Annotated in this window: 5 protein-coding genes; 3 read left to right on the plus strand and 2 right to left on the minus strand. The window is 58.5% G+C overall.

What is annotated here, in order from left to right:
• Window positions 1-75 precede the first annotated feature (75 nt).
• Window positions 76-1,077 carry an ROK family protein gene (locus tag WA354_RS18385; protein WP_472814475.1) on the minus strand — a complete coding sequence of 334 codons (1,002 nt, stop codon included), beginning with the start codon at window positions 1,075-1,077 and terminating at the stop codon, window positions 76-78.
• A gap of 347 nt (window positions 1,078-1,424) precedes the next feature.
• Between WA354_RS18385 and WA354_RS18390 the strand changes: the two genes are divergently transcribed.
• From WA354_RS18390 to WA354_RS18400, 3 genes are all read left to right on the plus strand, one after another.
• A complete protein-coding gene (locus tag WA354_RS18390; protein ID WP_472814476.1) occupies window positions 1,425-1,799 on the plus strand; it encodes a hypothetical protein in 375 nt (124 codons plus the stop codon).
• 230 nt (window positions 1,800-2,029) lie between these two features.
• Window positions 2,030-2,767: a cytochrome b/b6 domain-containing protein gene (locus WA354_RS18395; protein ID WP_472814477.1), complete on the plus strand. Its 738-nt coding sequence runs from the start codon at window positions 2,030-2,032 to the stop codon at window positions 2,765-2,767.
• A complete protein-coding gene (locus WA354_RS18400; RefSeq protein ID WP_472814478.1) occupies window positions 2,764-3,522 on the plus strand; it encodes a molybdopterin-dependent oxidoreductase in 759 nt (252 codons plus the stop codon). The genes WA354_RS18395 and WA354_RS18400 overlap by 4 nt, the downstream gene beginning before the upstream one ends.
• Before the next feature lie 134 nt (window positions 3,523-3,656).
• Here WA354_RS18400 and WA354_RS18405 read toward each other — a convergent pair.
• On the minus strand, window positions 3,657-4,813 hold a 1,157-nt coding region (locus WA354_RS18405; protein WP_472814479.1), incomplete at its 5' end, for a TonB family protein.

The following is a 4,813-nucleotide window of genomic DNA, read 5'->3' on the forward strand; positions in this document are numbered from 1 at the left end:
CCGCCGAGACTGAAACAGGCTGACCGGCTCTCTGCCATTTCGGGCGCTGCAAGAGAACCGGCCGCAAGTCCGCAACTACTTCAACAACTGCAGAGCCCCGATCGCGGCACCGAGCGCACCGGCGCAATCGCCATTCGGAATCACATGAATCGGAATATCTGCCTGCTCGGCGCGCTGGAGCGGCATACCGGCGCGAATCTGCTGAATAAACCACTGCCGGAATTCCTCGGTGGCCTCAAGCACGCCTCCGCCGATGATCAGCGCATCCGGATCGAACGTATTGATCATTTCATCGAAGAACAGCCCGAGCGCATGTGCCTGAACTTTGAAGATCGTTCGGCAGAGCGGATCACCCTTCGCTGCAAGCCCCCGCGCTGCATACGCCGCCTTGGCAATATCCATTTTCGCCAGTTCGTGTTCCGGATGTTGCTTGAGCAAGTGCGGCAGCACATTTACCCGGATCGATGTCAGCGAGCACAGCGACTCGAGATCGCCAATACGCCCGCAGTTGCAGATCGGTTTCAATCCCGCAATCTCCGGAATCTCCGAGTATGGAACCAGCACATGGCCCAATTCGCCGCCGAAGCCGTTCTTACCTTCGATGACGCGGTCATTTACGATCACGCCGCCACCGTTTCCCGTTCCCACAATAATGGAGATTGTCGTCTTGCCGCTATTCGTGCCGTATAGCGCAAAATGGCCCCACAGAGCTGCCGCGTTGGCATCGTTCAAGTACACAACCGGCTTGCCGAGCTTGCTCTCGAGGGCAGCGCGAATGTCGAAGCTGGCCCAATCCGCGTGCACAAAGTTCGTAGATCCCTTGGCGCTGAGCACGCCCCTGGCGCTGGCCGGACCTGGTGTGTCAAGTCCCACCGCTGCGACATCATCCATGGACACACCAGCGCGGGCCAGTGCCGGCGCCGCGCCTTCCGCGATCTGGTTGATGCAAATCTTGGGCCCCTCGACCGAACGGGCCGGATGTTCACACAATCCTTCAACCAAAATGTTCTGTTTTTCGTCTACAACCGTGTAGTTCACGGCCGTTCCACCAAGATCGATACCGATTACATAGCGCATGCTTGTCTTCTCTCCGTTTTTTGGGGCACTTACAAATGTACAGCGTGCAACCTCAAATCAGGGCAACGCTTCACGGAGGCGAGCCTTACTCGGAGTCCAGCCGGAAGATTGCGAGTGGAACACCGCCAAAGTGGAATGTACATGCAATTTCGTAGCTCTTCCTGTCCCCAGCCAAATCTGTCAATCGAGGTCTCCCTCAACTTCCCGCAACTTCCTCATTCCATGCACAAAATAGATCTGCAAACTTTGCAGGGAATTAAGCCTCAAAATCGCACACTTGAAATGTGGGCATCGAGACACAGTTCACTTGTCTCTCGATGCCTTTGTCATCTCAGAAAGGAACTCTCGTGTCTGAAGCCGCCGTGCTCACTGCATCCCAGCCCCCAACCGCCTCTGCATCCTCATCGACAACGGAATCGCAGCCTCCGATCTCTCCTGCAGTGGCCCGCTGCATCGAAGCCTACACCCGCACCTACAAAACCCAGCGAGCAGCCCGCCGCGACGAAATACCCGCAATCAGGTGTGCCCAGAAAGCCTTCCGCGCCGCGCTCCCTCCGCTCATCGGACAAGAAAACATTCGCGACTTCATTGCCTGTGTCGCGCAGTCCATACTCCTTGGCGCCATCGATTCCAACGATGCCTCCAAGCTGCTCTACGCCGCCCAGGTTGCGCTCGCTGCAGTGCGCATCCAATCCGCGCCCGCCAAGCCCGGCCCCGCATGATTCCGAGTTCGAGAGCGCGGGGGTACCCCCACCCCCCCTCCAGAATTTGCAGTTATCCACAAGATGTTTGCATGAAATTCGCTCATGAATCTGCGACCAATTCAGTCGGCTTCAACAGGCACACCTTGGGGCATAGGATCTTTGCCCAGCGCCGAGACATCAACTCCGACACCCGCACTGCCTTGAAACAATCCGACTGAATCGCACCCGCCGTGTGCTATCCTCCCCGCGTGTCCGTCACTTCCTCGCCCCAAATGCAAGCCTCGCAGCGGCACACGGCGCTCGTCCGCATAACCCACTGGATCACGGTCATTTCTTTCCTGACCCTGCTCGTCACCGGCGTGGAGATAATCATCTCGCACCCGCGTTTCTACTGGGGCGAAACCGGCAACTCTGGCACCACTCCACTCTTCAAGATTCCCGTCCCTGCGTCGCGCGACACCGTTCCCACCGGTTACAACTACACCTGGCCCGACCAGAATGGCTGGAGCCGCTATCTCCACTTCGAAGCCGCATGGGTCCTGGTAATCACCGGCCTGATCTACGTGACCGCCGGCCTCCTGACCCGCCACTTCCGCAAAAACCTGCTCCCCGCACCCGCCGACCGAAAATGGCACCCATTCCGCGAAGTGTTCGCGAAATCTCTGCGTCGCGCGCCGCCTGATCCCGCTGAAAGCCACGCATACAACGTCGTCCAGCGCACCGCCTATCTCGTCGTTATCTTCGTCCTCTTTCCACTCATCATCTGGACAGGCCTCGCACTTTCCCCCTCCTTCGACTCCGCGCTTCCCGCAACCGTCAATCTGCTCGGAGGCCGGCAATCCGCGCGCACTCTCCATTTCTTCCTTACCGACCTTCTCGTCCTCTTCCTCATCGTTCACGTTGCAATGATCTCCCTCGCAGGATTCTGGAGTCGCATGCGGGGCATGATCACAGGCCGCATCGCCGCACCGCCGGAGCGCATATGAGCAATATCTCCCGCCGCAAACTCATCACCACTGGCCTCGTCGCGACTGCCGGCGCAGCGGGTATCGCCACCGCCGCTCATCTCACCCGGCGTTACGGCCTCATCCCGCCCGACAACGACGGATTCTTTGGTCCGGGCGAAACGCTGACCTATGCTGCCCAGCGCATTCTCACCAGGCACTCACTCGCACGGGAATTCCCGCGCAGCATGATTTCCGAAAAGCCTTTCGGCAACGAAGTCGCGCCACCGAGCGAGGCATTCAAACGCCATCAGGCCACCGGGTTTTCCGATTGGAAGGTGTCAGTCGACGGCATGGTCGCGCATCCCGCATCGTTTTCGATCTCCGACCTCAAAGCGCTTCCCGCCCATAACCAGATCACCGAAGTGGTGTGCGAAGAAGGCTGGTCCTACGTTGCCGAATGGATCGGAACGCCCCTGCACAACGTGCTTGATGCCGTCGGCGTACTGCCACAGGCGCGCTACATCGTCTACTTCTCCATCGAGCCCGACTGGTGGGAAAGCATCGACATGGCCGACGCCACGCATCCTCAGACTTTCTTGACCATGGGCATGAACGACGGCGATCTTCCCGTACAATTCGGTGGCCCGCTTCGCCTGCGTCTCCCACGCCAGCTAGGCTACAAGAGCGTCAAGTACATTACGCGAATCACCGCCACGGATTCGATGAAACGCTTCGGCAAAGGCCTGGGCTCCGCGTCCCCCGAGACCGGTTACGCCTGGTACGCCGGCATCTGAATGGAGGGAGTAGCCGCCATCAGGCCCGGGCCTTTCTCCAACAGGATGCGGCACTTGGGTGCCCCATCCTTGCGACGTCTTTATCTCTTGTCGCAAGGGTGGGAAACCGCGAACAAATCATCCCGTTTCTCACCCTACCTCGCCAGCGTATAAATCACGCTGATTTTTGTCTCCACTTCAATCGGCGCACCATTCACAAGATAAGGTTTGTAAACCCACAGCCGTACTGCATCCAGAGCGGACTGCTGAAGTTCGCTGGGACCGGAGACTACTTTCAAATCCTCTACATGGCCGTCCTTGCCGATCACCGCCTTCAGGACCACCGATCCCTGAATGCGCGCCTTCTTCGCTTCCGGCGGATAGGTCGGATTAACCTTCGTGATAACCCGTTCCTGCATCTTCTCTGGCGATATCGAAGCAGGTGTGCTCTTCGATGAAGCATCGCTTTCTGCAGACGACTTCTGCCCAGCTCCGAACCCCAGCGCAACCGCCGAAGATGCCGTCGCGATTCCCAGTACAACGCACGCGCCAATCGAAACGAACAGGCGCAGTCCTCCCATCTCCTTCTTCTTCTCCGTAAGGTTCATAAGTCTCCTTTCGAGCGTGTTGGCATCGAAAATTCCGATCGCGTGAGGAACCCTGACCGGCTTCCCCTGCAGTAGCAGGGTCGCCAGCCTTAGCAGCGATTGCGCATATTCCTGATTTCCAGAGATGCCCGCAGCCATCTCGTCGCAGACCATCTCGCGAGTCTCCATGATGCGTTGCCGCGTTAACCAAAGACAGGGATGGTAGCTGATCGGAAGCGACAGCACCTCGTAAATCAGGTTCTTTAAAAAGTCGTTGCGCCGGATGTGCGCGAATTCGTGCGCAATGGCCGTGTCCAGATCCGAATGCGGTAGCCGCGTCACCATATCCGCCGGCAGCACCACGCGTTTCCGCGCGATACCCATAGTCAAAGGCGCGAATATCTCATGCGAGCAGGCAACCGAAATCGGACGCATGATGCCGAAGTGTTTCGACCATCGCTCGCACGCGCGCGCAACTTCAGAGTTAAACCCCAGCGGCTCCGTTCCACGAATCATGGCGGAGAGATGCGCACATCGCCAGATAAAGCGCGCAACAAAGTAGACGATCAGCAATCCATAGGCAACGGCCGCCGCCGTCATCATCGCCGGTGGAAGACGGAGCGCGCCAAATCCATTGCCCGCCCCCATCAGCACCGACACCTGCGCATTCGCTGGCGCAGCTCCGTGTGTCAGCCACGGCACTGCAAAATGGACCCGCTCCCAGG

The organism is Occallatibacter sp. (genome assembly GCF_049802275.1).
In the GTDB taxonomy this organism is placed as follows: domain Bacteria; phylum Acidobacteriota; class Terriglobia; order Terriglobales; family Acidobacteriaceae; genus Telmatobacter.

Excerpts from the sequence above, each read along its gene's own strand:
- WA354_RS18385 (WP_472814475.1), bottom strand. The coding sequence starts at position 1,077 with ATGCGCTATGTAATCGGTATCGATCTTGGTGGAACGGCCGTGAACTAC.
- WA354_RS18400 (WP_472814478.1), top strand. The coding sequence starts at position 2,764 with ATGAGCAATATCTCCCGCCGCAAACTCATCACCACTGGCCTCGTCGCG.